Here is a 25919-nt window from a genome sequence, read left to right as displayed (position 1 = left end):
CTACGCCGCGGGTCCGGGTCCGGCGATGCTGGCTGTGAGCGGCTCGCCGCCGGCGCGGTTCGCGAAGCAGTAGTACGAGCGCTCGCCCGAGGTCCACTGCTCCTCGGTCACCGGGAACGCGGCCTGGACCTGCAGGTCCTCGACGCCCCCGACCGCCGCGACGTCGATCACGCCGGGCGCCGTGCAGAGGAGGTTCATCTGCGAGGCGAGCTCGGCCTCGCCCGGGAAGGGCGCCGCCTCGTCGCCCTGCAGCTGGCCGCGGTACACGAGCTGGGCCGCGTGCGGGGCGGCGCAGTCGACGACCGTGAACTCCTCGGCCCAGGCCGACTCGAACGGGTCGAGGCACTCGCCGCCGAACAGCGCGTTCCACGGGTGCACGCCCGCGGGCTGCGGGGCCGTGGGCGCCGCGACCGGGGTCTCCGTCGGGGTCGGCGTCTCCGAGGGCGCGGATGCCTCGCCGCCGCCACCGCCCGACAGCTGCGTGCCGAGGAAGAACAGGCCGACGAGCACGAGCGCCGCGACGAGGCCGCCGGCCACCCAGGCGAGGGTGCGCACGGTGCGGTTGCCGCCGCCGGATCCCGAACCGCCGGATCCCGTGCCGGTGCCGGAGCCGCCGCCCGAGCCGCCGCCGGTGCGCGGCGCGGAGGCCGGGCGCGGGGTCACGGCCGGCGCGGGCGCCTGCGACGGTGCTGCTCCGGATGCCGCGTAGGCGGCGAACGGGCCGGCGTCGGCGGCGAACCGGTCGGCGGGCGCGGACGTGCCGGCCGACGCGCCGAACGGGGAGCCCGTGTTCCACGGGTCCTCGATGGGCTGCCGGTCCTGCGGGGTGGGGCGTGCACCGAAGAGCGCGGCGAGCGGGTCGTCGTCGTGGCCGCCCGTCGCGTTCGGACCCGCGGCCGGTGTCGACGGGAACATCGCGGTCGGCGCGTCCTCGCGGTGGCCGGCCGACTCGTCGGGCACGTCGTCGCCGAACGACCAGCTCGGCTCCGCGTCCAGCTCGGGCTCGGGCTGCGATGCCGGCGGGGTCACGAAGAGCGACGCGGTGAACGTCGGACGCTCGGGCTCGGGCGCGATCGGCTCGGGCGTGATCGGCTCGGGCTCGGGCGCGATCGGCTCGGCCGCGATCGGCTCGGGAACGACGGGCTCGGCCGCGGTCGGCTCGGGCTCCTCGGGGAAGAGCTGGGGGGCACGCAGGAAGGGCTCGGGCTGCTGGGGCTCGGGCTGCTCGGGCTGGGGCTGCTCGGGCTGCACGGGCTCGGCGGCAAACGGCTCGGCGTCGTGCGGCTGCTCGGACTCGGACGCGGCCCATTCGTCCTCGAACGCGCTCGTACGGTCGGCCACCGCGGGCCCGTCGGCGTTCGGGTCGCCTGCCGATGGGTCGGGCGTGAGGTTCCAGAAGTAGCCGGTCTCGGCGATCTCGCGCGCGATCGGCGACTCGGGCCGCGGCGGCTCGGCTGCAGCAGGAGCGGCCGGGGCCGGAGTGGGCGCCGACGGCGAAGCGACCGGGGGCACGGCCGGGGCGACGGGCGGCGCAGCCGCGGCCGGTGGCGGCGGCGCGAAGGCCCCGGTCAGGTCATCGTCGTGCGCCGCCTCGTCGTGGGCCGCCTCGTCGTGGGCCGCCTCGTCGGTAACGTCGTCGTGGGCGTCCACGTTCCGTCCGCGACCGAAGAGGCGCTCGCGGATGCTCGGTCGGGCGGGGGGCTTGTCGTCCTCGTCGACCGGCTCCTCGTCCTCCTCGTCGTCGCCGAACGAGAGTCCGAGGGCGTCGAAGCCGCCGCCCGTGGGCGGACCACCGCGCTCGGGCGGCGTTCCGGAACCACTGTCATCGGCACCGCCGGCCGGGCCGGAGGAGTCGTCGCGCGACGGTCGCGCCGTGCCGGAGCCGAGCGCCGCGAGCAGGTCGTCGACGGGCTCGCCGGGATCGGGCTCGCCGCCGGTGCGGTCGCCGGCCGCGGCCGCGAATGCGGGGAACGGCGTGCGGCGGTTCGCGGCCGACTCGGCCTGCATCGCCACCGGCTGGGCCACGGACTCGACGACGGGCTCGTCGGCCTCGCCGCGCACCTCGATGAAGGGGAAGCCGCGCGGCGTCGTGTTCTCGCTCGGGATCGACGGCGTGAACGCCGCCGGTGCCGGCTCGGGCGAGGCGACCGGCGACGCCGACGGGGCCGCGGGATCACGGGGCGTCGACGCCTCGATGAGTGCGCGGAACGGGTCTGCGGCCTCGGCTCCGAACGTGTCGGTCGCGAACGCGCCGAAGCGCCCACTCGTCGGTGCCGGTGGCGCGAACGGCTCGGGCTCGGACCGCGCCGCGAACGGCGCGGCGGGCGCGAAGGGGTCGGGCTCGGGCTGCGGTGGCGCAACGGCCGGCGGCTCGGCCTGCGGTGCCGGGCGGGCGGCGAGCTCGTCCCAGCCGGCGGGCGCGGTCGACGGTGCGATCGGATGCCGCGGCGTCACGACCGGCGGTGCGGGCGGCTCCTCGGCCGTCGGCGTCAGCCCCGGGGCGGGCGTGAACGACTGCCGCGCCACGGGCGGCGACGGGAATCCGGCGAACGGCGACTCGGAGGCGGCGGACTCGGATCCGGCGGGCTCGGGGGCCGCCGGACCGAATGTCGGTGCATCGCCCGCAGTCGACTCGAACGTCGGCGCCTCGAACGCGGCCGGCTCAGGAGCGGTCGGCTGAGCAGTAGGCGGCTGCGGCACGGGCGACTCGGACACCGGCGTCGACGGCTCGAACGCTGCGGTGCCGGGAACGCTCGGCGACGGCTCGGAGAGGTTGCGGAAGGCGGCGCGGATGGCGTCCTCGGAGTCGAGGTCGCCGTTCCCCCAGGTGAGGGCGAACGGGCCCGTCGGCGTCACGGGGCCGGGCGGCGGATCAGCAGGGTCTGCGGCCGGCGGCATCGGGACAGCCGACGAGTCGGGAACGATCGGAGCGCTCGCGTCCGGACGGCCGACCGTGAACGGCGGGCTCCACGCGGGAGGCCCCGACGACGGCTCGGCGACCGGCGCAGGCGCGACCGGCGGGAACGCAGTGGCGGGCGGCAGCGAGGAACCGGCGGGCGGCAGCGGGGCAGCAGCAGGCGGGAAGGTAGCGGGCGGCGGCGGCGACGCGGGCGGCTCGACGGCGGCGGGGGCCGACGGAGCCTGGGGCGGGGTGCCGATGACCGGCAGCACCCGCGTCGCGGCATCCGTCGCCGAAGTTGGCTCGGCGACCGAGAACCAGTCGAGCACCTCCTCGCGGCGCGGACCCGGCTCGATGGAGCGCGGCGGGATCACCGGCTCGGGCGCGGCCGGCACGGCGGCTGCGGGCGGCGGAGCGACGGACGGCTCGTCACGCGCCGCCGGGCCCGCCGCGAGTTGTGCGAGCAGCCAGTCGGCGGCGTCGTCGGAGTTGCGTCCGTCGCGTTCCATCAGGCCAATCCCAGGTCTTCGAGGCCGATCGCGGCCAGGTAGGGGACGCCCGCGCCCTCGATCACCTCACGAGCTCCCGTGGCGCGGTCGACGACCACGGCCACGGCGACGACCTCGGCCCCGGCAGCGCGCAGGGCCTCGATCGCCTTGAGCGGCGAGCCGCCGGTGGTCGACGTGTCCTCGAGCACGATGACGCGCTTGCCCGCGACGTCGGGACCCTCGACCTGCTTGCCGCGACCGTGGTCCTTCGGCTCCTTGCGCACGACGAACGCGTCGTACGCGAGTCCGCGGGCCGCGCCCTGGTGCAGCACGGCGGTCGCGATCGGGTCGGCGCCCATGGTCATCCCTCCGACGGCGGCCACGTCGGGCACATCGGCGATGAGGTCGAGCATGACCTGCCCGATCAGCGGGGCCACGCGGTGGTCGAGGCTCACCTTGCGGAGGTCGACGTAGTACGACGCCTTCTTGCCGCTGGTCAGGGTGAAGTCGCCGTGGAACACCGCGTCGGCCGAGATGTACTCGATGAGCTGGCGGCGGGCGTCGGTACTGGCGTCCTGAGAGGCGAGGGTCACCCGAATACTCTACGACTCCGCCGCCTGTGAGGAAGGTTCGGATGCCCCGACGGCACCGGTCCGCGCGGCCTCCGCGGCCCTCGCGTCTCGCCGAGGACGACGAAGGGCCGCCCCGCGGGGTGTCCCTCCCCCGCGCAGCGGCCCTGCTCCCGGGCGCGAGCCCAGGGGTGTCGCGCGACCTAGGCGGTGCGCGCGATGGTCGCCTTGGGCTGGCGACGGTAGCCGTCGCGGGCCGAGGTGACGATCGAGCCGACGATGCCGGCGACGGAGACGATTCCGAGGAGGGCGAGGAGCGTGAACACGATGGTTCCTTTCAAGAGAAGGTGGCTTCGTCGAGCGACGGATGCGCCGTTGCACGTGTTCGACTCCTCAATTCTGACGCTCGAAACCTTGCAGCACAAGCGCACAATACTTCAACGACGATGTAGTCTGGCTACATGGACGTTCGCCGCCTCGACCTGCTCAGGGAACTCGCCGAACGGGGCAGCGTCACGGCCGTCGCCGAGGCCACCGGTCGCACGCCGTCGGCCGTGTCGCAGCAGCTCAAGGTGCTCCAGCGCGAGGCCGGGATGCCGCTGACGGAGCGCAGCGGACGCGGGCTCGTGCTCACCAGCGCCGGGCACGCGCTGGCCCGCAGTGCCACCGACGTCGCGATCGCGCTCGAGCGCGCCTCGTCGCTCTGGGACGAGTTCCGCAACCACCCGAGCGGCGAGGTGACGCTCCTCACCTTCCCCACCGTCGGCGCGACCCTCCTGCCGAGCGTGCTCAAGGACCTCGCGCAGGTCGCGGGCCTGGTCGTGCGCTGCACCGACCTCGACCCCGAGCTCGCCGAGTTCCCCGACCTCACCGCCGACTACGACATCGTGCTCGCCCACACCATGCCCGGCGTCCTGCCCTGGGGCGGTCGCGGGCTCCGGGCCGTGCCCCTGCTCACCGAGCCGCTCGACATCGGGCTGCCCGCCGATCACCGCCTGGCCGATCGGGCGTACGTGACGCCCGCCGACCTGGTCGACGAGACGTGGCTCGGCGTGCCTCCCGGCTTCCCCTTCGAGCGCATCCTGCACGCCATCGAGCAGGAGGGCGGCAAGCGGGTGCACGTGAGCCAGCGCTTCAGCGACATGCGCATCATGGAGGCGTTCATCGTGGCCGGCCTCGGCATCGCGTTCGTGCCGCGCTTCACGTCGGGGCCGGTCGCGCCCGGCATGGTGCTGAAGCCGATCCGGGGCGTCGCGTCGGCGCGCCAGATCGTCGCCCTGGTGCGGCCGGATGTCGCGGAGCGACTCGCCGTTCGCACCGTGCTCGACGTGCTCGTGGCGCGGGCCGCCCGGCTCGAGCAGGCCTATGGGCATCCGTCGCGAGGTGGCGGGAGCATGGCGGAGGCCTGAGCGCCCGCGCATCAGGGCCGCCCCCGAGCCCCCGAGGTCCGCCCCGCCGTTACGCCCTCGACATGACCCTACGCAGAGCGCTCTTCGCGCTGGCCGCCGTGGCGGCGACCATGACCCTGTCGGCATGCGTTCCCGGAGCCGCGGCCGGCGCGTCGCCCACCCCCAGCGCGTCGGAGACGTCGGCGCCCGATCCGACCCCGACGCACACGCCCGAGGAGGTGGCCGCCTCGGTCACGATCTCCGCCGAGGCGATCGCGGTGCTCGACGAGGGCGGCACGACGCTCGCGAGGTACGACTACTTCACGCCGTCGGCCGATGTGGTGGCGGGCCTGAGCGTCTTTCTCGGTGCACCGGTCAGCAGCCCGCATCCGGGCGGCGGCGAGTCCGCGCCCGGCACCATCTACGAATAGGGTGGCCTCGGCATCACGGACCTCCATGCACCCTCCCCCAACTGGGGAGGCTGAGCCGGACCCGGGTCGGCGGCGAGTCGGGGCCGACCCGCCGCGATCCCCCGTCGTGGCTAGACTCCTCGGACATGAGCAGCGCAGCCGAGCCCGACCCGATCCTGTTCCACGTGTCCGACGGGCTCGCCCGCATCACGCTCAACCGCCCGGAGCGCCTCAACGCCGTCGACCCCGCCGCGATCGAGCGCTGGCAGTGGATCGCGCACGAGGTCGCCGACCGCGGCGATGTCGGCGCGGTGCTCTTCGACGCGGTGGGACGCGCGTTCTGCGCCGGCGGTGACGTGCTCGCGATGTCGCGGCTCGCCGGGGCCCAGTCGGACGCGAGCGCGACGATCCGGGCGCTCGCCGACCGCATCCACGACGGCCACCGCACCCTCCGCGAGAGCACGAAGCCGATCGTCGCGGCCGTGCAGGGACCCGTCGCGGGCGGCGGGCTCGGCTTCATGCTCGTGGCCGACCTCGTCGTGGCATCCGATCGCGCGACCTTCGCCAGTCGCTACTCGGACGTCGGCCTCACGCCCGACTGCGGCGTCAGCACGCTGCTGCCCGAGGCCGTCGGCACGCGGCGCGCGCTCGAGCTCACGCTCACGTCGCGCACCCTCGACGCGGCCGAGGCGCTGGACTGGGGGCTCGTGACCGAGGTCGTCGCGCCCGACGCCGTCGCCGACCGGGCGCGCGGCATCGCCGAGGCGTGGCTGCGCGGCGCGACCGGCGCCTTCGGCCAGGCCAAGCGCCTCGTGCGATCGGGGCTCGCCCGCACCTTCCAGGAGGCGCTCGACGACGAGGCCGGCACGATCGGGGCGGCGTTCGCGACTCCCGACGCGCAGGCCGCGATCGCCGCGTTCGCGCAACGGAGCAGCCGACGAGCCGATCACGCCACGTCCGACTGACAGGTGCCGCGGCGGTCCGAGAGGACTATCTTTCCCCCTGAGGGACGAACCGGTTTGCGCTCAGCTTGGGGGGCGATCGCGATGGGCTTCAAGATCTCGACGGCGAAGGCCGACATCACTCCACTGCCCGGCGTCAATCCGTACATGGGCGGGTACGGCGTGCAGAGCGGACCACGGGAGGTGTCGAGCGACGATCCGTACTCGCAGCCGCTCCTCGCCAGATGCGCGGTCATCTGGGACGACAGTCGGCCGTTCGGCATCGTCTCGCTCGACATCCTGGGGATCCCGCGCGCCGTCCATCTCGCGGTGCGGTCGCGGCTCCTGCAGCTCGCCGCCTGGGACTCGTCTGACGTCGTGCTGCTCGCGAGCCACACGCACAACGGCCCCGTGATCGGGCGCACGCTCGACCCGGTCATCACGTACGACATGGGTCCGGCCGAGCTGGCGTTCGTCGACGCCTACACGGCGTCGCTGCAGGACCGCATCGTCGACGTCGTGGCAGCGGCGCTGGCGGCGCCGCGCACGGACGTGACGCTCGAGTACCGGGTCTCGTCGGCGGGCTTCGCCATGAACCGGGTCGGCCTGCCGACCGTGGAGACCGAGGTGCCGGTGCTCACTGCGCGCCACCCCGACGGCACGCTCCGGGCCGTGCTCTTCAGCTACGGATGCCATCCGGTCAGCGCCGGGTATCAGGAGCTCTGGGACGGCGACTGGCCGGCCGAGGCGTGCGACGTCGTCGAGGACGAGTCGGGCGCGTTCGCGCTCTTCATCCCCGGCCCCGCCGGCGACCAGAACCCGGTGGGCGTGGCGAGCGTGGCGAGCTGGGCCCTGCGCGACGACCACGGCAACACGCTCGGCTACACCGTGCTCGACGCCGCCGAGTCGCCCGGCCGCGAGCTGACGGGTCCCATCAGCTCCGACCTCCGCGAGGCGACCCTGCCGCTCGACATCGAGGAGACGCCGGCCAACCTCGCCGCAGTCCGGGACGCCTTCGTGGTCCGGACGCAGAACCCCGCGGGCCTGCCCGCGTGGTACCAGCGCCACGCCGACGCGATGATCGCACGCATCGACGCCGGGACCTACGCGACGAGCGTGCAGAACCCGTCGCAGGTGTGGCGCATCGAGGGCGATCCGGCCCTGCAGCTCGCCTTCGTGGGCGGAGAGCTCGTGAGCGGGTACGGCGCGTACTTCCGTTTCCGCTACGGCGGCGCCGAGGAGCTCTTGATCGGGGGGTACGCCAACGAGACGAACTCCTACATCCCCTCGAACGAGTTCCTGCTGCCGCTCGCGCCCTCATGGGGCAGCTACGAGGGCGGATGGGATCCCGACTCGCCCGGCATCGCGGGGGGCAGCATGACGATCTACCCGCAGATCGCCCATTTCCAGGCGGGCGCAGCGGGGATGGAGGCGGCGATCATCGACGCGCTGACCGAGCAGCTCGGCTGAGCACCTCGGTCGCGCGCGGGCGCGAGGATCAGCCGGATCCGCGTGCGGAGAGCTCGTTCTGGATGAGGCCGGCGTGCGGCGCCTCCGGGCACAGCAGGGTGGTGGCGTCGAGGACGGAGGTCGGCGCGGCGGCCAGCCCGTCGGGACTCAGCCGCACGCAGGCGGCCAGCGTCTCCAGGTACGCCTCCGTCGGATCCGAGTCGGGGAGGTCGGCGACCGCGACGTCGGCGACGGCCTGCTCCCCCTCCGAGAGCTCGAAGCCGCCGGACGCGGTCGCCTCGCAGCTGTCGATCCGGACGTAGTTCGTGGATGCCCACGCCTCCTCGAGCCGGCTGAACGTGCCGACCTCGGAGCCATCGGGATAGAAGCAGGTGATCAGGACGCTGCCGTCGCCGGCCGGGGGCGGCGCCTCGTCCGCCGGCGGCGACTCGTCGCCGCCGGGCGGCGTCGCGCCATCCGCCGGTTCGGTCGACTCGGTCGCGGAGGCGCTCGGCGAGGGCGTGGAGCTCCGCTCGGGGCTCGACGCGGCACACCCGACGAGCACGACGGCCAGCAGCGCGATCGCCGCTGAGCCGACCAGGCTCCTCGTCCTCGGCAGGGTCACGTTCACGGAAGTCCTTTCCTTGCCGAGATCATCGCACGCGGCCGACCCCGCGTGGGAGCCGGCCGCGTCGCAGTGGATCAGTCGTGCTGCGGGAACCCGAGGTTCAGGCCGCCGTGGCTCGGGTCGAGCCAGCGCGACGTGATCGCCTTCTCCTGCGTGAAGAAGTCGAAGCCGCGTGGGCCGTAGGCCTTGGCGTCGCCGAAGAGCGAGTCCTTCCAGCCGCCGAACGAGTGATAGGCAACGGGCACCGGGATCGGCACGTTGATGCCGACCATGCCGACCGTCACCTCGCGCTGGAAGCGCCGCGCGGCGCCCCCGTCGTTCGTGAAGATCGCGGTGCCGTTGCCGTACCGGCTCGAGTTGATGAGGTCGAGGCCGTCCTCGTAGCCGTCGACGCGCACGATCGACAGCACGGGCCCGAAGATCTCGTCGCGGTACACCGCCGATGACGTGGGCACCTTGTCGACGAGGGTCGGCCCGAGCCAGAAGCCGTCGGGCTCGCCGTCGACCTCGGGGTCGCGTCCGTCGACCACCACGGTGGCGCCGTCGGATGCCGCGACGTCGAGGTACCCGGCGACCTTGTCGCGGTGCTCGCGCGTGATGAGCGGGCCCATGTCGCAGCCGCGGGTGCCGTCGCCGGTGGTGAGGCGCGCCATCCGCTCGGCGATCTTGTCGACCAGCTCGTCGGCGACGGAGTCGACCGCGACCACGGCCGAGATGGCCATGCAGCGCTCGCCGGCCGAGCCGAAGCCCGCGTTCACGGCGGCGTCGGCGGCCAGGTCGAGGTCGGCGTCGGGCAGCACGAGCATGTGGTTCTTCGCGCCGCCGAGCGCCTGCACGCGCTTGCCGTTGGCCGTGGCCGTCGAGTAGATGTACTGCGCGATGGGCGTCGAGCCGACGAACGAGATCGAGCGCACCGTGGGGTGGTGCAGCAGCGCGTCGACCGCGACCTTGTCGCCGTGGACGACGTTGAGCACGCCGTCGGGCAGCCCGGCCTCCTGCATCAGCTTCGCCAGCCACACCGATGCGCTCGGGTCCTTCTCCGACGGCTTCAGCACCACGGTGTTGCCGGTCGCAATTGCGAGCGGGAAGAACCACAGCGGCACCATGGCCGGGAAGTTGAACGGGCTGATGATGCCGACCACGCCGACGGGCTGGCGCGTCGTGTAGACGTCGATCCCCGTCGAGACGTTCTCGGAGTACTCGCCCTTCGTGTAGCCGGGCATCGCGCAGGCGAGCTCGACGACCTCGAGTCCGCGCGCGATCTCGCCCGCGGCATCCGACGTCACCTTGCCGTGCTCGCTCGTGAGGATGTCGGCGAGCTCGCCCGAGCGCGCGTTCAGCAGCTCGCGGAACTTGAACATCACCTGCTGGCGCTTGGCGATCGAGGTGTCGCGCCACCCGGGGAACGCCCGGGCTGCGGCCTGCACGGCGAGGTCCACGTCCTCCGCGGAGGCGAAGCGCACGCGCTTCGTCTCGACGCCCCGTGCGGGGTTGTAGACGGGCCCCGTGCGGTCGGAGGCACCCGACGCGGGTGCCCCGTCGATCCAGTGCTCGACGGTCGTCGTGGTGGCGGCCGACGCCTGGTTCTCGGTCAGTGTCTGGCTCATGAGTCAGCCCTCTCCTTCGAGTGCGGTGCTCAGTACTTCATCGTAGATCGGCATCGCCTGCGCGACGTCCTCGACCGTGACGACGCACGGCGGCACCACGTGGATGCGGTTGTCCTGGATGAACGGCAGCAGCCCGCGCGCCACCAGTCCGGACTTGATGCGGCCCATCGCGGCCGCCGGCAGCGGCTCGCGGGTCTCGCGGTCGGCCACGAGCTCGACGGCCCAGAACACGCCCTCGCCGCGGACCTCGCCGATGACCTCGTGGCGCTCGGCGAGCTCGGCGAGCGCCGGGCCGATCTCGGTCTCGCCGATCGCGCGCGCGTGCTCGACGATCCCCTCGGACTCCATGGCGTCGAGCGCGGCGACGATCGAGGCCATCGCCAGCGGATGCCCCGAGTACGTGAGCCCGCCCGGGAAGACGCGATCGTCGAACGTCGCCGCGATCGGGTCGGAGATGATCACGCCGCCGACCGGCACGTAACCCGAGTTCACGCCCTTCGCGAAGGTGATGAGGTCGGGTCGCACGTCGTAGCCGTCGAACGCGAACCAGCGGCCGCTGCGCCCGAACCCGCACATCACCTCGTCGAGGATGAGCAGGATGCCGTGCCGGTCGCACAGCTCGCGCACGCCCGCGAGGTATCCGGGCGGCGGCAGCATGATGCCGGCCGTGCCGGGGATGGTCTCGAGCAGCACCGCCGCGATCGACGACGGACCCTCGGCCTCGATCACGCGGCGCAGGTGGTGCAGCGCGCGCTCCGACTCCTCCTCGGGCGTCGTCGCCCAGAACTCGGAACGGTAGAGGTACGGGCCGAAGAAGTGCACGTGGCCGCGGGCGAACTCGTTCGGGATGCGGCGCCAGTCCCCCGTCGACACGATCGCGGCGCCGGTGTTGCCGTGGTACGAGCGGTAGGTGGAGAGGATCTTGTCGCGGCCGGTGTGCAGCCGCGCCATCCGGATCGCGTTCTCGTTCGCGTCGGCGCCGCCGTTCGTGAAGAACACCTTGTGGAAGCCCGACGGCGCGTGCCCGATGATGCGCTTGGCCGCCTCGCCGCGGGCGAGGTTCACGGTCGACGGCGCGACGGTGGTGAGGAGCTCCGCCTGCTCGGTGATCGCCTGTACGACGGCCGGATGCTGGTGGCCGATGTTGACGTTCACGAGCTGGCTGGAGAAGTCGAGGTACTCGCGTCCGGCGTGGTCCCAGACGCGGCATCCGCGACCGCTCGCGACCACGAGCGACGAGAGCTGGGACTGCGCGGACCACGAGTGGAAGACGTGGTCGCGGTCGAGGGTGCGGGCGAGCTCGTCGAGGTCCTCGGCGAGGTTCTCGGTCATGGCTTCGGTGCCTTTCGTTCGGTGGTGGTGCGTAGCCGCTGGTCGAGTAGCGCCGAGCGGAGCCCGACGCGTATCGAGACCCTGGTGGATCTCGATACGCGTCGCCTGGCGGCGGCGCTACTCGATCACCGGTGGATCTAGTTGCCGCCCTCCTTGAGGCCGACCTCGATCGCCTTGTAGTCCTCGCCGCGGATGTCGACGCCGTCGGCTTCGAGGTTCTTCAGCGCCTCGTCGACGTACTCATTCGTGAACGCCGTGTCCGGCGGGTCGGTCGTGATGACCTGGGCGCCGTCCTGGTTCTTGGTGGCGAGGGCCATCTCGACGGTCGCGTTCCACTGGTCCTCGTTGATGTGGCCGATGCCCGACGTGGACGGCCAGATCAGCTTGTTGATCTCGTTGGCCATCCAGAGCTGGTGGCTCGTGCCGAGCGTCGATCCGGCCTCGGTCACCGCATCGGCGGCGGCCTGCGGGTCGTCGCGCTGGTCGATCCAGCCGAGGATCGCGCCCTGGATGAGCTTCACCGCGGTGTCCTGATACTCCTCGTCGTTCTGGAGGCGCTCGGTGTTCGCCCAGATGGCGTCCTGGAGCATCGCCGTGCCGACCTTGTTCCAGTCGATGACCGAGAAGTCCTCGGGCTGGTAGAGCTCGCCGGTCTCGGGGTTCGTCGCCTCGAGCAGCTGCGCGTACTCGTTGTAGGTCATGGCCTGGGCGGCGTCGATCTCGTGGTTCAGCAGCGCGTTCATGTCGAAGTTCTGCTGCACGATCGTGTAGCCCGACGCGTCGGCCTCGGTGAGGCCCGCGAAGAGCTCCCACTCGTTGCCGAAGCCCCAGCTGCCGACCTGCTTGCCCGAGAGGTCCTCGGGTCCCGAGATGCCGCTGTCGGCCCAGGAGACCTGCAGCGTGGCGCTGCGTTCGAAGATCTGGGCGATGTCGGTGATGTTCGCCCCCGCTTCGATCGACGCGAGCGCCTTCGGCACCCACGCGATGGCGAAGTCGACGTCGCCGGCGGCCAGCACGTCCTGCGGCACGATGTCGACGGCGCCGGGGATGATCTCGACGTCGAGGCCGAGGTCCTCCCAGTACCCGTTGGCCTTCGCGAGGTAGTACCCGCCGAACTGGGCCTGCGTCAGCCACTGGAGCTGGAGGGTGACCGGCGTGAGGTCGCCGTTCCCGCCATCCGTGGCCCCGCCGTCGTCGGTGCCCCCGCTGGAGCATCCGGCGAGCACGAGCGCCGTCGCGGCGGCTGCTGCCGCGCCCGCGACGATCCTGTTGCGCTTCATCTGCGTTCCTCTCTTGGTGGTGGTGCTGTGGTGCGGATCCGACCGGCAGGGGTGCCGGTGGCGTGGGCCGGGCGCCTTCGCCCGGCGGGGTCGGGGTCATCGGTGTCGGGAGGCGAGCCTCTCGATCAGGCTGGTGAGGGCGAAGAAGACCAGGCCGAGCAGGATCGCGCCGATGACGAACGCCCAGGCGCGTGCATAGGCGCTGGATGCCGCGGCGGTCGTGATCGCCGAGCCGAGGCCCTGGCGCGGACCGCCGAAGTACTCGGCGACGAGGGCCGAGATCACGGCGAGCGACGAGGCGATCCGCAGGCCCGTGAAGAAGTGCGGGAGGGCGGACGGGATGGTCACCGACCGGGTCTCCTGCCAGCTGCTCGCGGAGTAGGAGCGCATGAGGTCGCGATGCACCGGCCGCACCTGCCGGAGCCCGCGCAGGGTGTTGAGGAAGACCGGCACGAACGCGGCGATGGACGCGATGATGATGCGCGAGACCTCGGACGTCGACCCGAACATCGTGTACAGCACCGGGGCGACGGCCACGATCGGCACGACCGCGACGGCCGCGACGACGGGCGCGAGCATGCCGTCGATCGCTCGGATCAGCGAGGCGACGATCGCGAGCACGACGCCGATGACCGCGCCGATGACCAGACCGATGAGGGCGTTGAGCCCCGTGGCGAGCGTCGCCTGGAGCACCTGCGGAGCGTACTGCACGAGCTGCGCCCAGATCGCCGACGGGCTGGCGAGCACGAACGGCGGGATCCCGAGCGAGACCACGACGAGCTCGACGAGCAGCACCAGCACGATGAACAGCGCGACCGGCGGCAGCACCAGGCGGGCGAACCGTCGCCACGGCCCGTCCCGGCCGCGACGGCGCTTCGCCGCGGCCGAGGAGGGCGGCGTGAGCTGCGTCGCGATGGCGGCGTCGGGCAGCCCGGTCATCGCACGTCCACCCCTCGCGCGGCCCCGGCCGCGGCCGCCTGGGGACCGTGGAGCGCCTCGCGCACGGCGGTCACGCCGGCGAAGAACGCCGCGTCCTCGCGCAGGTCCTCGCCGCGCTCGGCCGCCTCACCGAGCCGCACGTCGATCTCGTCGGTGATGCGGCCGGGCCGTGGCGACATGACGACCACGCGGTCGGAGAGGTACACCGCCTCGGGGATCGAGTGCGTCACGAACACGACGGCCGCACCGGTCTCGGCGCGGATGCGGAGGAGCTCGGTCTGCATGCGCTCGCGGGTCATCTCGTCGAGCGCGCCGAACGGCTCGTCCATGAGGAGCAGTCGGGGTCGCTCGGCGAGCGACCGGGCGATCGCGACGCGCTGCTGCATGCCACCCGAGAGCTGGTCGGGGTAGTGCCGTGCGAAGTCGGTCAGGCCCACGAGCTCGACGAGCTCCGCGACGCGGGCCTTGCGGTCGGCCGAGGAGACTCCGTGCAGCTGCAGCGGCAGTTCGATGTTCGCCGCGACCGAGCGCCACGGCAGGAGGCCCGCCTGCTGGAACGCGATGCCGTACGCCTGGTCGACGCGGGCCTGCCGAGCCGTCTTGCCGAAGACGCGGACATCGCCCTCGGTCGGCTCGTCGAGGTCGGCGATGAGCCGGAGCAGGGTCGACTTGCCGCAGCCCGAGGGTCCGATGAGCGATACGAACTCGCTCGCGTGCACCGTGAGGTCGATGCCCGTGAGCGCCGTGACCGTTGCGCCCTTCGCGCCAACGAAGATGCGCTCGACGCCGCGGACGACGACGGCCTCGGCCGCGTCGGCGGGCGTCGTCGTCGGGGTGGCGGCGGGCGTCGGGCCGGCGGTCGGCTGGGGCGCGGGCGAGCTCATGCGACGGTCTCCTGTCGGCGGAACGGGGTGAGGAAGGCGGCGAGGAGGGCGACGAAGCCGGCGGCGACGAGGCCGAGCAGCACCGCGCCGAGGATCGGCGCCCACGGCTTGGCGGGGTCGCTCGACGCGGCCACGGCGGTCTCGAGGATGAGCCGGCCGATGCCGCCCGAGAACCCGACCGAGATCTCGGCGACGACCGTGCCGACCACGGCGTTGGCGGCGGCGAGCCGCAGGGCGGGGATGAGGAAGGGCACGCTCGCCGGCAGGCGGAGGCGGAACAGCGTGGTCCACCAGCCCGCCGCGTAGCTGCGCATGAGGTCGAGGTGCGCGGCATCCGGACTCTGCAGGCCGCGCAGCGCACCGACGGCGACCGGGAAGAAGGCGAGGTAGCTCGCGATGATGACAACCGACATCCAGCTCTGCCACGAGAAGTCGCCGAACGACAGGCGCGACCCCCAGTTGCGGATGAGCGGCGCGAGCGCGATGAGCGGCACCGTCTGGCTGAGGATGACGAACGGCAGCACCGCCCGCTCCGCGATGCGGAACCCGAGCATGAGCAGCGCGAGCGCGAAGCCGACCACGACCCCGACGAGCCAGCCGAGCGCCGCGACGCCCAGGCTGACGAGCGCCGCGAGGAGCACGACGACCCCGAGCGGCAGCGCGCCCGACGCACGCGTCACGGGTTCGACCGCGCGCGCCAGCATGTCCCAGGTGTGCGGCATGGCCTGGTCGCTCGTGCGGGGCAGCAGCCGGATGCCGCTGCCGGTCACGCCCTCCTGCGCGCCGACCAGCCAGCCGTCGGCCGGTCCGACGAGCTTGTACAGCTCCCAGAGCGCGGCGAGCGCGAGGATGCCGAGCGCGCCCCAGAGGACGGCGCGCCATCGGCGTGCGCGCCTGGTCGCCGGGGTCGTCGTCGTCATGCCTTCGCCGTGATGTGCTCGGTCATGGCGGGGATCACCGTCTCGCCGTACACGCGCAGCGTCTCCTCCTTGTTGTCGTGCTGGAGGTACCCGGCGAACTGGTCGACGCCGAGCTCCGCGAGCTGCTTGAGCTTGTCGAGGTGCTGGTCGGCGGTGCCGAGGAGGCAGAACCGGTCGATGATCTCGTCGGGCACGAACTCGGTGTGCACGTTGCCGGCCCGGCCGTGCTCGTTGTAGTCGTAGCCCTCGCGACCCTTGATGTACTCGGTGAGCGCGTCGGGCACCGTGCCGTGCATGCCGTACTTCGCGACGATGTCGGCCACGTGGTTGCCGACCATGCCGCCGAACCAGCGGCACTGGTCGCGCATGTGCGCCCAGTCGTCGCCGATGTAGAACGGCGCGGCCACGCAGAACTTCACCGACATCGGGTCGCGGCCGGCGGCCTCCGCGGCATCCCGCACGTGCTTGATCATCCAGGCCGCGATGTCGACGTCGGCGAGCTGCAGGATGAACCCGTCGCCCACCTCGCCGGCGAGCTTCAGCGCCATCGGGCCGTAGGCCGCGACCCACACCTCGAGCTCGGAGCCCCGGCTCCACGGGAACTGGATCGTCGAGCCCTTGTACTCGACCGAGCGCGAGTTGCCGAGCTCGCGGATGACGTGGATCGACTCACGCAGCTCCGCCATCGTCGTGGGCCGGCCGTTCGTGACCCGCACGGCCGAGTCGCCGCGGCCGATGCCGCACACCGTGCGGTTGCCGAACATCTCGTTCAGGGTCGCGAACACCGACGCCGTGACCGTCCAGTCGCGCGTCGCCGGGTTGGTCACGAACGGGCCGACCTTGATGCGCTGCGTCTGCGCGAGGATCTGGCTGTAGATGACGTACGGCTCCTGCCAGAGCAGGTGCGAGTCGAACGTCCACACGTGCGAGAAGCCGTGGACCTCCGCGAGCTTGGCGAGCTGGATCGTGCGCGACGCCGGCGGGTTGGTCTGGAGGACCGCTCCGAATTCCATGGTGTTCCCTTCCGGTGGTCGAGGAGCGCCGTCGCAGTCGACGCGTCTCGAGACCCGCTGTCAGATCAGGTACTGGCTGAGGCCGCGCTTCAGGAACTTCCCGTCGCCCTTGGCGCCGAGATACGCGTCGCCGTCGACGACGACCCTGCCCCGCGAGAGCACGGTGTCGACGTGGCCGTCGATCTCGTAGCCCTCCCAGGCCGAGTAGTCCATGTTCATGTGGTGGGTCTTCTCGAGGCCGATCGAGGTGTGCCCGTTCGGGTCGTAGACCACGATGTCGGCGTCGGCACCGGGCTGGATGACGCCCTTCGTGCCGTAGAGGCCGAACATCCGCGCGGGCGTGGTGCTCGTGAGCTCCACCCAGCGCTCGAGCGTGATCTCGCCCGTGACGACGCCCTGGTACATGAGGTCCATGCGGTGCTCGATCGAGCCGATGCCGTTCGGGATCTTGCGGAAGTCGCCGAGTCCGAGCTCCTTCTGGTCCTTCATGCAGAACGGGCAGTGGTCGGTGGAGACCATCTGCAGGTCGTTCGTGCGCAGCGCCTGCCACATCGCGTCCTGGTGGCGCTCCTCGCGCGAGCGCAGCGGCGTGGAGCACACCCACTTCGCACCCTCGAAGTGCCCCCACTGCTCGCTCTCGGCGCCGAGCTGCTCCTCGAGCGAGAGGTAGAGGTACTGCGGGCAGGTCTCGCCGTAGACGTTCTGGCCCTTGTCACGCGCCCAGGCGAGCTGCTCGACGGCCTGCTTCGCCGACACGTGCACCACGTAGAGCGGGGCGCCCGTGAGCTTCGCGAGCATGATCGCGCGGTGGGTGGCCTCCTCCTCCATCTCCCAGGCGCGGGCGATGCCGTGGTAGTACGGGTCGGTCTTGCCCTGCTCGACGAGCTGGGCGGCGAGCACGTCGATCGCGGGGCCGTTCTCGGCGTGCATCATCGTGAGCATGCCCGTGTCGCGCGAGACCTGCATGGCCTTCAGGACCTGCGCGTCGTCCGAGTAGAAGACGCCCGGGTAGGCCATGAAGAGCTTGAAGCTCGACACGCCCTCGTCGGGCAGCCGGCGCATGGCCTCGAGCGACGCCTCGTTCACGTCGCCGACGATCTGGTGGAACCCGTAGTCGATCGCGCAATTGCCCGCGGCCTTCTCGTGCCACGCCGCGAGGCCGTCCTCGATGCGCTGGCCGTAGGTCTGCACCGCGAAGTCGATGATCGACGTGGTGCCGCCGTGGGCGGCGGCCCGGGTCCCGCTCTCGAAGGTGTCGGATGCCTCGGTGCCGCCGAACGGCAGCTGCATGTGCGTGTGCGCGTCGATGCCGCCGGGGATGACGTACTTGCCCGTGGCGTCGATGACACGGTCGACGGATGCCGCGACATCCGTGCCCAGCAGGGTGCTGCCGGGCTCGAGCACGGCCCGGATCGTCTCGCCGTCGACGAGCACGTCGGCGGCGGCGCGCCCGGTGGCGCTCACGACGGTGCCGCCGGTGATGAGGGTGGTCGCCATGGTTCGCTCCTTCGGGTGGCTCGTCGGCTACGGCTTCGGGATGGACGTGTACGAGTCGGGACGGCGATCGCGATAGAACTGCCACGCGTTGCGCACGTTGCGGATCATGTCCATGTCGAGGTCGCGCACCACGACCTCCTCCTCGGTCTCCGAGCCGTAGTCGCCGACGATGTTGCCCTGCGGGTCCACGAACTGGCTCTTGCCGTAGAAGTTCACGGCGAGGTCGCCGTACTCGTTGTCCTCGAGGCCGACGCGGTTGGCGGCGCCGATGAAGTAGCCGTTCGCCGCGGCGGCCGCCGGCTGCTCGATCTCCCACAGGCGGTTCGAGAGGCCGGGCTTCGTCGCATTCGGGTTGAACACGATGTGCGCGCCGTTGAGCCCGAGCTCGCGCCAGCCCTCGGGGAAGTGCCGGTCGTAGCAGATGTAGACGCCGATCGGGCCGACGGCCGTGTTGAACACCGGATAGCCGAGGTTGCCGGGACGGAAGTAGAACTTCTCCCAGAACTTGTCGAGGTTCGGGATGTGGTGCTTGCGGTACGACCCCAGGATGGTGCCGTCGGCGTCGACCACGACCGCGGTGTTGTAGTAGACGCCGTGCTGCTCCTCCTCGTAGATGGGGAGCACCATGACCATGCCGAGCTCCTTCGCCAGCGCGGCGAAGCGCTGCACGATCGGCCCGTCGGCGGGCTCGGCGTAGTCGTAGTACTTCACGTCCTCGGTGATGCCGAAGTAGGGGCCGTAGAAGAGCTCCTGGAAGCAGATCACCTGGGCTCCCTGCTCCTTCGCCTGGCGGGCGAACTGCTCGTGCTTGTCGAGCATGGACTCCTTGTCGCCCGTCCAGGTCGTCTGCGTGATGGCCGCTCGGACGATCGTCATGTTGCCTCCTGAGTCGGTCGGCGCCGTTGCCGTCCGCTCGGTGCTCCTGGCATGGGACTCGTGCGCAGGGGTCACCGGGCGATGCGTCGACGCCGAGGGGTGGTGATGCGAGGGACTGCCGAACGGACCGTGCGACCCGTTCTGTTATTGTTCGGTGTGAACATTTCTCTTATGTTTCACATTGTGACGTTGTGGTTAATCATGATGTCCCTTGCTCCGTGAGGAGGCAATGGTCGTGTCAGGTATTCGTGTGGTGCTCAGATGACCGAGATGCGAGTGGATGCCCCGGCGCTCGTCGCGCTCGCGGAGTTCCCGGACACGACTCCCCGCGGCATCGCCGGGGTGATCGCCCGGCTCGTGAACGCCGGCGAGCTCGACGTCGGGGACCGCCTGCCGACCGTCCGGGAACTGGCGGCCACGCTCGGCGTGAGCCCCGCGACCGTGAGCCAGGCGTGGCAGGCGCTGTCGCGCGCGGGCCTCATCGAGTCGCGCGGCCGGGCCGGGAGCTTCGTGCGCGGCGCGGCATCCGCTCGGCTCGCCCCGCGCATGCGCGGCATGGCGGCGCCCGACGACCCGGTGCGCCTCGACCTCTCGCGCGGCACCCCCGACCCGCTGCTGCTGCCCGCGCTGGGGCCGGCGCTCTCGCGCGTCTCCGTGCGCGCCGAGACCGGCAGCTACCAGGACGAGCCGGTGATCCCGGGGCTCGCGAGCGTGCTCGCGACGTCGTGGCCGTCGCGAGCCGAGGCGATCGTCGTGGTCGACGGCGCGCTCGACGCGATCTCGCGCACGCTCGACCAGGTGGTGCGGTTCGGCGACCGCGTGGTGGTCGAGCACCCTGGGTTCCCGCCGTTCCTCGACCTGCTCGACGCGTTCGGCGCCGAGGCCGTGCCCGTGCGGCTCGACGAGCACGGGATGCTGCCCGAGGCGCTCGCGGCCGCGCTCGCCCGACGCCCGGCCGCGCTCCTGCTGCAGCCGCGCGCGCAGAACCCGACCGGCGCCTCGATGACGATCGAGCGCGCCGAGGAGCTCGCCCGAGTCATCCGCTCGAGTGACGACGCCGACGACCTCGTGGTCATCGAGGACGACCACTCGGGCCTCATCTCGACCGAGGGCGACGTGACGCTCGGCACCTGGCTGCCCGACCGCGTCATCCACGTGCGCAGCTTCTCGAAGTCGCACGGACCCGACCTGCGCATCGCCGCGCTCGGCGGGCCGCGCTCCCTCGTCGAGCGGATCATGGCGCGCCGCATGCTCGGGCCCGGATGGACGTCGCGGATGCTGCAGACGATCCTGCTCGACCTGCTCACCGACGGCGCCTCGATCGACGCGGTCGCCGAGGCGCGGCGCCAGTACTACACGCGGCAGCGGGCGCTCGGCGACGCGCTCCGCGCCCGAGGCGTGCCGGTCGCGCACGCCGACGGGATCAACCTGTGGATGCCGGTCCTGAGCGAGCGGTCGACGCTCGTGCAGCTGGCGGCGGCGGAGATCCGCGTCGCCGGCGGGACGCCGTTCCTCGCGGCGGCGAACGGGTCGTCGGTCGGCGGGACGACGCGGCGGGCGAGCGAGCGCGAGTTCGTGCGGGTCACCGTCGGCGTCGTGCGCGAGGACGCGGCATCCGTCGCCGACGCGCTCGCGCATGCGGCGCAGCACCTCGTCGCCGGCGGGTACTGACGCAGGTCGGAGGGCCCCGCCCGCAACGGTTCACCAGAGCTCGGCTCTGGTCGCGGCGCGTTGCATGCCGAGCGCGGCATGTTCGCTCGACCATCGCCCGACACGCCGTCGAAACCTCGAGAACCGCGCGTTTCTGCGCCGATTTCGTTCCACAACCTTGAGTAATGCGTGAAATATCACTAGGCATGTAGCCAAGGGTCGACCGGTCGGTCGACCCCCAGTCGCACCGTCGAGGCTTGTGGCGGTGCCGGAGCGGCGCCGCCCGAGGCGCCCGGGAGAAGGGTGCTATGAGACGCAGGACAACCATGGTCGCCGCGGTGTTCGCCGCCGCCGCGACCCTCATCGCGGGGGTGATCATCGCCTCACCCGCGAACGCGGAGGAGGTGACGCCGCTGCCCGCGCCGAACGTGGTCCCGATCCAGGTGACCGGGCCGGCGACGGACCGACTCAACCTGATCGTGCTGGGCGACGGATACCAGGCCGACCAGCAGTCGATCTTCCGTGCCGACCTCGACCGGAACCTCTCGGTGCTGTGGGCCACGGAGCCGTTCCGCACGTACCGCGATTACATCAACGTCTACGCCGTCGAGCTGGCGTCGATCGACTACGGCGTGCGCTGCGACCCCGATGGCCGCATCCGGGACGCCGACGGGACGATCCGCGACACCGGCGTGCGCGAGGGCCCGATCAACGAGAAGAACACCGCGCTGCGGATGATCTACCAGAACGGCTGTGCGGACCCGCTCTCCCGCGGCACCGTCTACGGCGGCGCACCCGTGAACTGCCAGGCCGCCGCGCCGTACTACCCCGCAGGCGTGAACCCGTGCGAGACGGGCAACCAGGCGCTCAACCGCATCCTCGACACGTACGTCGCCCCGGTGCTGGGCATCCCGCGCACCTCGCAGAACCTGCAGACGCTCGCGATCTTCAACACGTTCACGTACGGCGGCATCGGCGGCACGCAGGCCACGACCTCCGGCGGCTCGCCGCAGGGGCCGCTGATCTCGCTGCACGAGCTGGGCCACTCGCTCGGCACCCTCGCCGACGAGTACCCGTACTCGTCGCGCGACGTCGTGCGTCCCTGCTACACCGGTGGTGAGCCGAGCAGCTTCCACCACACGACCTACACGTCGACCGACCAGATGATCGCCGACCAGCACAAGTGGTTCCGCTGGATCGGCGAGGAGTCGATCTCGGGCGGCACCATCGGCCTGCACGAGGGCGGCGGCACGTACCCGTGCGGCCAGCGTCGTCCGAGCGAGCACTCGATGATGCGCTGGATCGGCTTCGACCTCGACCAGATCGGCCGCGAGAACATGGTCGCGCGCATCACCGGCATGCGGAACGCCGGCCAGATGAACGTCGACACGAACGCCACGGGCACCGTGCCCGGCGACAGCGTGCTCTGGGCGGAGTCGGGTCACCCCCGGTTCCACGAGCTCCAGTACACCTGGCGCGCGGGCGGGGCATCCGGTGAGGTGCTCGCGACGAACGGCAACCCCTACCTCGACCTCGAGCCGCTCGACCTGCCCGCGGGCACCGTCGTGCACCTCGAGGTGCGCGACCCGGTGGGCCCCGACGGCATCGACTGGGTGCGCAACCCGTCGACGAACAACACCGCGTCGAACTCGGGCTTCAACGGCCCGCGCTTCGTGCAGACGCGCGAGTGGACGGTCGGTCCCGACGGTGCGCAGGCATCGGCGCCGCAGGCCGAGATCACCAACGCGACGATCGACGTGCAGCCGGTCGCCGGCGACGAGGTGCTCTTCGTCGAGACGAACCACCCGGCCGACCGGGTGATCGACGTCGCGTGGAGCGTCGACGGGACCGTCGTGCCGAACCCCGCCGACAAGCGCACGCTCGACCTCGGCGCGCTCGGCCTCACGGCCGGCACGCACGAGGTGACCGCGACCGCGACCGACCCGGCCGACCCGTCGGTGTCGGACTCGCAGACGTGGACCGTCGACAACGTGCTGCCGACCGCGCCCCGCACGCTGAGCGAGCCGCTCGTGAAGCTCACGGGTGGCGACCTCGAGCACCTCGTGTACTTCAACGGGTGGGACATGTGGCTCGAGCCGCAGGACGACACGACCGGGTACGAGGGCGAGCGCGCTGTGGTGGGCCAGCTCCGCCTCGACGACGACGGCTGGTTCAACTACTTCGGGTTCCCCGAGCAGCCGATGCCCGAGAGTCCGTTCGAGTTCCGTCACTCGGGCACCGTCGTGAAGGCGCTCACCTACGGCAACCTCGGCACGGGCGGGCTCTCCAAGGCCGCGTTCGAGCAGACGCTGCCCGACGAGCACCCCGCAGGCGGGTTCATCCCCGGCTTCGGGACGCACGTCGTCGACCACCGGGCGATCGACCCCGCCGGCAACATCGGCGAGTCCGAGAGCTACCGCACCACGGTGCTCCCGGGCGGCATGCCCGAGTGCGACACGACGCTCACCGGCGCCCAGAACAAGATCACCGTGACGAGCGGCGTCACCTGCGTCGCGGACGCGACGGTGCGCGGTGGGATCACGGTCCGCAACGGCGGCACGGTCGTCGTCACGGACTCGACGATCAACGGCGGGCTCACGGCCTCGGCCGCCAAGGCGGTGCAGCTCTTCGGCACGACCGTCCACGGCGCGACGAAGGTCACCGGCACGACGACCGACGTCACGATCGCCGGCACGTCGTTCACCGGTGACGTCACGTTCACGGGCAACACGCAGGTGAGCGCGAACGAGCGCTTCACGCGGCTCGCGGGCGCGTACGGTCCGGTGTTCGTCGGCAACTCCGTGACGGGCGACCTCGTCTGCACGGGCAACAGCGCGGCGCTGTCGGACTTCGGCGCGGCGAACTCGGTGAAGGGTGCCAAGAGCGGCGACTGCTCGGCGCTCTGACACGACGGCAGCGGGGCGGCGCGCGATGCGCCGCCCCGCTGTCGTGCGTCCGGGCGCGGCATCCGCTCGCGCTCGTCAGGCCTTCGCGGTGCTCGGCGCCTTCGCGTAGCGGTCGGGCGTGATGGTGAGCTCGGCCTGGCCGCCCGTCATCGACCGCAGGTCGAGCACGTAGCGTGCGAGCTCGGCCTCGGGCACGGTGGCCACGACGCGGGCGCGTCCGTCCTCGGCGGACTCGGTCGCACTGACGCGGCCGCGCCGTCCGGAGAGGTCGGTGAGCACCGTGCCCTGCAGGTCGGACGGCACCGTGACCGTCACGAGCGACACCGGCTCGAGCACGACGGTGCCCGCCTCGGCGAGCGCCGCCTTCACGCCCATCGCGGCGGCCGTGCGGAACGCCATCTCCGACGAGTCGACCGAGTGCGACTTGCCGTCGTACAGCTCGACCCTGACGTCGACGACCGGATGCCCCTGCGGCCCGCCCTGCGCGAGGGCGTCGCGGGCGCCCTTCTCCACGGCCGGGATGTACGCGCGGGGCACGGAGCCGCCGACGACCTTGTCGACGAACTCGAAGCCGTCGCCCGGAGGAAGCGGGGAGACCCGCAACTGCACGACCGCGAACTGGCCGTGCCCGCCCGACTGCTTCTTGAGCTTGCCCTCGGCATCCGCCGATCCGGCGATCGTCTCGCGGTAGGCGACCGGGGCCGGGCCGGTGGTGACGTTCACGCCGAAGATGCGCGCGAGGCGCTCGACCGCGACCGCGACGTGCGTGTCGCCGAGCCCGCGCAGGATCGTCTGGCCGCCGGCGCGGTCGACCACGAGGGTCGGGTCCTCGGCGAGCAGCCGGCCGAGTGCGGTCGACAGCTTCTCGTCGTCGGACTGCGAGTTGGGCGTGAGGCTCACCGCGAACACCGGGGCGCGCAGCGGCAGCTTCGCGGGTCGTGCGGTGCCGCTCGAGCGAGCCCAGAGCAGCGAGCCCGACGGCGAGCCCGTGAGCTTCGCGACCGCACCGACCTCGCCGGCACGGAGCTCGCCGACGGGCAGGTGCTCGGCGCCCCGCAGGCGGAACAGCCCGTGGATGCGCTCGTCGGCGCCGGTCGTGGCGTTGTGGAGCTTGTCGCCCGTGCGCAGCACACCCGAGAGGACCTTGAGCATCGAGATCTGCCCGACGAACGGGTCGGCGACCGTGCGGAACACGTGCACGAGCGTCTCGCCGCCCGCGCTCGTCGCCACGCGGTGCTCGGTGCCCGCGTCCGCGGCGGCGTCGTCGCCGGCCATCGAGCCGCCGATCGTGATGCGGCCGTCGTGGTCGAGCGCCGACGGCGAGAGCGCGCAGAGCAGGTCGGCCAGTCGGTCGACGCCCGTGCCGGTGACGCCGGATGCCACGACCACGGGCACCGCCTCGCCGCTCGCGACCTCCGTGGCGAGCGTCCGCTCGAGGTCCTCGACCGGAGGCTCCTTGCCGTCGAGGTAGGCCTCGAGCTGCTCGTCGTCGTGCGAGACGATCTCCTCGGTCACCTCGAGGTGCATCCGGTGCTCCTCTGCCTCCGCCTCGGGCGGCATGGGCTCGTCGTGATGGCGGCCCGAGTCGTCGTAGACCAGGGCGTGCTCGCTCAGCACGTCGGCGATCGCCCGGAACGCCTGCTCCTCGCCCAGCGGCAGCTCGAGCGCCCAGAGCCGGTCGCCGAACGCCGCGTGCAGCTCGCCGAGCACGCGGCGGAAGTCCGCCCGCGCCTTGTCCTCCTGCGTCACGACCACGATGCGCGGCACGCCCGCGGCCTCGGCCGCCGACCAGGCGAACCTCGTTCCCGCCGTGACGCCGTCGACCGCGCTCACGACGATGAGCGCGACATCCGCCACCGCGAGCGCCGTGTCGACGCCGCCGACGAAGTCGGGATGCCCCGGGGTGTCGGCGAGCGTGACCGCGTGCGCCGTGCCGTCGGGGCCGGTCCAGTCGAAGTGGGCAAGCGAGAGCCCGAGGGTCGTGCCTCGCGCGATCTCCTCGGGCTCGTGGTCGCAGACGGTGTTCCCCTGCTCCACCGTGCCTGCTCTGCCGATGGCGCCCGCCCGGAACAGCAGGGCTTCCGCCAGTGTGGTCTTTCCCGAGCCTGCCCCGCCCACGAGGGCGATGGTCCGGTGGGTCGGGGTCGATGCCGAGTTCATGGGGCCTCCCGCGCCGGTGCGGATCTGTCCGTCCATCGTGTACCCGTCGGCCCGGGATTTCCAGTGGTCGGCCCACCTAGGCT

At 72.1% G+C, this 25919-nt stretch carries 20 protein-coding genes; 6 read left to right on the top strand and 14 right to left on the bottom strand.

What is annotated here, in order from left to right:
* The 3 genes from ACFVN5_RS03195 to ACFVN5_RS03185 form a co-directional block, all read right to left on the bottom strand.
* Positions 1 to 3408: a hypothetical protein gene (locus ACFVN5_RS03195; RefSeq protein WP_376953178.1), complete on the bottom strand. Its 3408-nt coding sequence runs from the start codon at positions 3406 to 3408 to the stop codon at positions 1 to 3.
* A complete protein-coding gene (pyrE, locus tag ACFVN5_RS03190; RefSeq protein WP_376953177.1) occupies positions 3408 to 3980 on the bottom strand; it encodes an orotate phosphoribosyltransferase in 573 nt (190 codons plus the stop codon). The genes ACFVN5_RS03195 and pyrE overlap by 1 nt, the downstream gene beginning before the upstream one ends.
* Before the next feature lie 179 nt (positions 3981 to 4159).
* Entirely contained in the window at positions 4160 to 4282 is a 123-nt protein-coding gene (locus tag ACFVN5_RS03185; protein ID WP_376953176.1) for a hypothetical protein, read from the bottom strand.
* A 135-nt stretch (positions 4283 to 4417) separates the two neighbouring features.
* Between ACFVN5_RS03185 and ACFVN5_RS03180 the strand changes: the two genes are divergently transcribed.
* The 4 genes from ACFVN5_RS03180 (at position 4418) to ACFVN5_RS03165 (ending at position 8165) form a co-directional block, all read left to right on the top strand.
* Complete coding sequence (locus tag ACFVN5_RS03180) at positions 4418 to 5365, top strand: LysR family transcriptional regulator (RefSeq protein ID WP_376953175.1); 948 nt, start codon at positions 4418 to 4420, stop codon at positions 5363 to 5365.
* A 62-nt stretch (positions 5366 to 5427) separates the two neighbouring features.
* Positions 5428 to 5775: a hypothetical protein gene (locus ACFVN5_RS03175; RefSeq protein ID WP_376953174.1), complete on the top strand. Its 348-nt coding sequence runs from the start codon at positions 5428 to 5430 to the stop codon at positions 5773 to 5775.
* 125 nt (positions 5776 to 5900) lie between these two features.
* Positions 5901 to 6719, top strand: coding sequence for an enoyl-CoA hydratase/isomerase family protein (locus ACFVN5_RS03170; RefSeq protein WP_376953173.1), 819 nt, complete (start codon positions 5901 to 5903; stop codon positions 6717 to 6719).
* Positions 6720 to 6800: 81 nt separating this feature from the next.
* Positions 6801 to 8165, top strand: a complete 1365-nt coding sequence (locus ACFVN5_RS03165; protein WP_376953172.1) for a hypothetical protein — start codon at positions 6801 to 6803, stop codon at positions 8163 to 8165.
* Positions 8166 to 8193: 28 nt separating this feature from the next.
* Here ACFVN5_RS03165 and ACFVN5_RS03160 read toward each other — a convergent pair whose 3' ends face one another.
* The 10 genes from ACFVN5_RS03160 to ACFVN5_RS03115 form a co-directional block, all read right to left on the bottom strand.
* Positions 8194 to 8769 carry a hypothetical protein gene (locus tag ACFVN5_RS03160; RefSeq protein WP_376953171.1) on the bottom strand — a complete coding sequence of 192 codons (576 nt, stop codon included), beginning with the start codon at positions 8767 to 8769 and terminating at the stop codon, positions 8194 to 8196.
* A 77-nt stretch (positions 8770 to 8846) separates the two neighbouring features.
* Entirely contained in the window at positions 8847 to 10379 is a 1533-nt protein-coding gene (locus ACFVN5_RS03155; protein WP_376953170.1) for a CoA-acylating methylmalonate-semialdehyde dehydrogenase, read from the bottom strand.
* Positions 10380 to 10382: 3 nt separating this feature from the next.
* On the bottom strand, positions 10383 to 11711 hold the full coding sequence (locus ACFVN5_RS03150) for an aspartate aminotransferase family protein (RefSeq protein ID WP_376953169.1): 1329 nt from the start codon (positions 11709 to 11711) through the stop codon (positions 10383 to 10385).
* A 137-nt stretch (positions 11712 to 11848) separates the two neighbouring features.
* Complete coding sequence (locus ACFVN5_RS03145) at positions 11849 to 12991, bottom strand: ABC transporter substrate-binding protein (protein ID WP_376953168.1); 1143 nt, start codon at positions 12989 to 12991, stop codon at positions 11849 to 11851.
* 96 nt (positions 12992 to 13087) lie between these two features.
* Entirely contained in the window at positions 13088 to 13930 is an 843-nt protein-coding gene (locus ACFVN5_RS03140; protein ID WP_376953167.1) for an ABC transporter permease, read from the bottom strand.
* A complete protein-coding gene (locus tag ACFVN5_RS03135) occupies positions 13927 to 14814 on the bottom strand; it encodes an ABC transporter ATP-binding protein (protein WP_376953166.1) in 888 nt (295 codons plus the stop codon). Before ACFVN5_RS03135 ends, ACFVN5_RS03140 begins: the two co-directional genes overlap by 4 nt.
* On the bottom strand, positions 14811 to 15734 hold the full coding sequence (locus ACFVN5_RS03130) for an ABC transporter permease (protein ID WP_376953165.1): 924 nt from the start codon (positions 15732 to 15734) through the stop codon (positions 14811 to 14813). The genes ACFVN5_RS03135 and ACFVN5_RS03130 overlap by 4 nt, the downstream gene beginning before the upstream one ends.
* The gene (locus ACFVN5_RS03125; protein WP_376953164.1) at positions 15731 to 16747 is read right to left on the bottom strand and encodes a TIGR03842 family LLM class F420-dependent oxidoreductase; all 1017 of its coding nucleotides are present in this window, start codon (positions 16745 to 16747) and stop codon (positions 15731 to 15733) included. Before ACFVN5_RS03125 ends, ACFVN5_RS03130 begins: the two co-directional genes overlap by 4 nt.
* A 60-nt stretch (positions 16748 to 16807) precedes the next feature.
* Positions 16808 to 18244: a dihydropyrimidinase gene (gene hydA / locus ACFVN5_RS03120; protein ID WP_376953163.1), complete on the bottom strand. Its 1437-nt coding sequence runs from the start codon at positions 18242 to 18244 to the stop codon at positions 16808 to 16810.
* A 27-nt stretch (positions 18245 to 18271) separates the two neighbouring features.
* A complete protein-coding gene (locus tag ACFVN5_RS03115; RefSeq protein ID WP_376953162.1) occupies positions 18272 to 19120 on the bottom strand; it encodes a nitrilase-related carbon-nitrogen hydrolase in 849 nt (282 codons plus the stop codon).
* A gap of 261 nt (positions 19121 to 19381) precedes the next feature.
* On the opposite strand from ACFVN5_RS03115, the gene ACFVN5_RS03110 reads away from it, so the two are divergent.
* Both ACFVN5_RS03110 and ACFVN5_RS03105 read left to right on the top strand, forming a co-directional pair.
* A complete protein-coding gene (locus tag ACFVN5_RS03110) occupies positions 19382 to 20791 on the top strand; it encodes a PLP-dependent aminotransferase family protein (RefSeq protein WP_376953161.1) in 1410 nt (469 codons plus the stop codon).
* A gap of 287 nt (positions 20792 to 21078) precedes the next feature.
* Positions 21079 to 23676, top strand: coding sequence for a M64 family metallopeptidase (locus tag ACFVN5_RS03105; protein WP_376953160.1), 2598 nt, complete (start codon positions 21079 to 21081; stop codon positions 23674 to 23676).
* A 75-nt stretch (positions 23677 to 23751) separates the two neighbouring features.
* On the opposite strand, the gene ACFVN5_RS03100 is transcribed toward ACFVN5_RS03105, so the two are convergent.
* A complete protein-coding gene (locus ACFVN5_RS03100; protein WP_376954301.1) occupies positions 23752 to 25836 on the bottom strand; it encodes an elongation factor G in 2085 nt (694 codons plus the stop codon).
* Positions 25837 to 25919: the final 83 nt, after the last annotated feature.

This window comes from Agromyces sp. NPDC057865, from assembly GCF_042796995.1.
Classification (GTDB): domain Bacteria; phylum Actinomycetota; class Actinomycetes; order Actinomycetales; family Microbacteriaceae; genus Agromyces.
This window is presented reverse-complemented; position numbering and strand designations above follow the sequence as displayed.

What these genes read in the sequence shown, in the direction of transcription:
- ACFVN5_RS03170 (WP_376953173.1), top strand. Translation starts at nt 5,901, where the DNA reads ATGAGCAGCGCAGCCGAGCCCGACCCGATCCTGTTCCACGTGTCCGAC.
- ACFVN5_RS03130 (WP_376953165.1), bottom strand. Translation starts at nt 15,734, where the DNA reads ATGACGACGACGACCCCGGCGACCAGGCGCGCACGCCGATGGCGCGCC.
- ACFVN5_RS03150 (WP_376953169.1), bottom strand. Translation starts at nt 11,711, where the DNA reads ATGACCGAGAACCTCGCCGAGGACCTCGACGAGCTCGCCCGCACCCTC.
- ACFVN5_RS03100 (WP_376954301.1), bottom strand. Translation starts at nt 25,836, where the DNA reads ATGAACTCGGCATCGACCCCGACCCACCGGACCATCGCCCTCGTGGGC.
- ACFVN5_RS03125 (WP_376953164.1), bottom strand. Translation starts at nt 16,747, where the DNA reads ATGGAATTCGGAGCGGTCCTCCAGACCAACCCGCCGGCGTCGCGCACG.
- ACFVN5_RS03105 (WP_376953160.1), top strand. Translation starts at nt 21,079, where the DNA reads ATGAGACGCAGGACAACCATGGTCGCCGCGGTGTTCGCCGCCGCCGCG.
- ACFVN5_RS03155 (WP_376953170.1), bottom strand. Translation starts at nt 10,379, where the DNA reads ATGAGCCAGACACTGACCGAGAACCAGGCGTCGGCCGCCACCACGACG.
- ACFVN5_RS03175 (WP_376953174.1), top strand. Translation starts at nt 5,428, where the DNA reads ATGACCCTACGCAGAGCGCTCTTCGCGCTGGCCGCCGTGGCGGCGACC.
- ACFVN5_RS03195 (WP_376953178.1), bottom strand. Translation starts at nt 3,408, where the DNA reads ATGGAACGCGACGGACGCAACTCCGACGACGCCGCCGACTGGCTGCTC.
- ACFVN5_RS03135 (WP_376953166.1), bottom strand. Translation starts at nt 14,814, where the DNA reads ATGAGCTCGCCCGCGCCCCAGCCGACCGCCGGCCCGACGCCCGCCGCC.
- hydA (WP_376953163.1), bottom strand. Translation starts at nt 18,244, where the DNA reads ATGGCGACCACCCTCATCACCGGCGGCACCGTCGTGAGCGCCACCGGG.
- ACFVN5_RS03110 (WP_376953161.1), top strand. Translation starts at nt 19,382, where the DNA reads ATGACCGAGATGCGAGTGGATGCCCCGGCGCTCGTCGCGCTCGCGGAG.
- ACFVN5_RS03145 (WP_376953168.1), bottom strand. Translation starts at nt 12,991, where the DNA reads ATGAAGCGCAACAGGATCGTCGCGGGCGCGGCAGCAGCCGCCGCGACG.
- ACFVN5_RS03180 (WP_376953175.1), top strand. Translation starts at nt 4,418, where the DNA reads ATGGACGTTCGCCGCCTCGACCTGCTCAGGGAACTCGCCGAACGGGGC.
- ACFVN5_RS03165 (WP_376953172.1), top strand. Translation starts at nt 6,801, where the DNA reads ATGGGCTTCAAGATCTCGACGGCGAAGGCCGACATCACTCCACTGCCC.
- ACFVN5_RS03140 (WP_376953167.1), bottom strand. Translation starts at nt 13,930, where the DNA reads ATGACCGGGCTGCCCGACGCCGCCATCGCGACGCAGCTCACGCCGCCC.
- ACFVN5_RS03115 (WP_376953162.1), bottom strand. Translation starts at nt 19,120, where the DNA reads ATGACGATCGTCCGAGCGGCCATCACGCAGACGACCTGGACGGGCGAC.